Raw genomic sequence first — 1,690 nt, forward strand, 5'->3', positions numbered from 1 at the left:
CGGAGCTGGGGAGTTGGGGAGCTGGGGAGAGGGGGAGTTGGGGAGATGGGGAGATGGGGAGATGGGGAGATGGAGAGATGGGGAGATGGGGAGATGGGGAGATGGGGAGATGGGAAACATTCAGTTTATAGGGACACTAAATTCTTGTCTTACCCCGACTCCCGATTCCCGATTCCCGACTCCCGATCACCCATTGCTGCTTTCAACAATACATCTGCTCCAAATCGCACGGCATCGGTACAAGGTAAGCCAGTCTCTGTTTGTACCTGCTCAATGGCCGACCGGGCAGCTTGATCATCTAAGTGGCCAGTATTAAGTGCGATCGCAATCACCTTCACCTGACCAAATGCCCCACCAGCACTAGCAACGGTCTCGTAAAGCTCAATCACCTTGGTTAATGGGGGAATCAGCACATGGTCATGATTACGAACAGACTGCTGTCCGGCTCGATGGACTAATAGTAATCCCGTGGGCTGAGTTCCTCGAATTAGCGGTAGAGTAGCTGTAGAACCAGGATGCAACAGGGAACCTTGCCCTTCTACGATCAATAAGTCGTGGTCATTACCATAGCGCAATACCATTTGTTCCACAGCACCAGCAGCAAAGTCTACCCTAATCCCATCCAAGGGAATGCCATCCCCAGAAATCATAATGCCAGCTTGACCAGTGGCTAGGAACTTCGATGCTATGCCCTGACGTTGGGCGCACAAATATAACTCCAGAGCTGCTGACATTTTGCCCACAGCCATATCGGTACCCACTGTCAAGATGCGCTGACAAGGTAGCGATCGCGCTTGAGCACTTGCTATTCCTAATCCCTTCGGTTCCCGACGAATATCCCAAATTACCTGACCGTCTTGTAGTAATTGCTGTAACTCTGGGTCAGATGCCATGGGAGTATGCAAACCATTGATAACCGATAACCCTGCTTCTACCCCCACTTTCACCTCCTGCCACCAAGGCTCTGGTAATGCTCCCCCAGAGGGCGCAATACCAATGGCTAGGATATCCGGTTCATAAGCCAGGGCAGCAGACACGGAATCTACAATCGGGACATTAACCTTAATTCCAGTTAATTTAGACAAAGACTGTCCAGCGGACTCGTGATCAATCACTACTACAATCTCCGTTGGGCAATACCGTAACAGAGTCAGTCCGGTTTTGCCTTTGGAACTAAAAATCCCTTCATTGAGTAGAATCGCAATACGCCGATTAGTGGTTAAATTCACGGCGTTTCACCCCCAGTCCTGGTAAATTATTCGGTATCAAATGGCCATTTTGTAGGGTTGCCCCTGTGAAGGGGTCATCTACTAGGTTTAAGTGGCTGTCTAAATCTAGATAATCTGCCAGTGGTGACAGATGAGAAGCTGCTGTATTAGCCAGAGTACTGTCAGAATAGCAACCAAACATCACCTGCAACCCACAAGCTTTTGCGGTATGCACCATCCGTATTGCCTCAGTTAAACCACCGGATTTCATTAGTTTGATGTTAATACCATGGACACAGTTTGCCAACGGCGGAATATCTTGGCTAGTCTTGCAACTTTCATCCACAAAAATTGGTAAAGGAGATTGCTTATACAACTCGGGTAAATCGATCTCTTTTCCCGGAGCGAGGGGTTGTTCCACATGCCTCACTCCCTGACTCGCCAGCCAGTTACACATCTCTACCCCTTCCTCCTCGGAAGCG

General features: G+C 49.4%; 2 protein-coding genes. Both read right to left on the reverse strand.

What is annotated here, in order from left to right; all coding sequences use genetic code 11:
* Positions 1-149 precede the first annotated feature (149 nt).
* On the reverse strand, positions 150-1,229 hold the full coding sequence (locus F6K52_RS36015; RefSeq protein WP_293089968.1) for a DUF1611 domain-containing protein: 1,080 nt from the start codon (positions 1,227-1,229) through the stop codon (positions 150-152).
* Positions 1,213-1,690: enolase C-terminal domain-like protein (locus F6K52_RS36020; protein WP_293089970.1), on the reverse strand; the 478-nt coding region annotated here is incomplete at its 5' end. The genes F6K52_RS36020 and F6K52_RS36015, both read right to left, overlap by 17 nt.

Source organism: Moorena sp. SIO3H5 (assembly GCF_010692395.1).
GTDB lineage: Bacteria > Cyanobacteriota > Cyanobacteriia > Cyanobacteriales > Coleofasciculaceae > Moorena.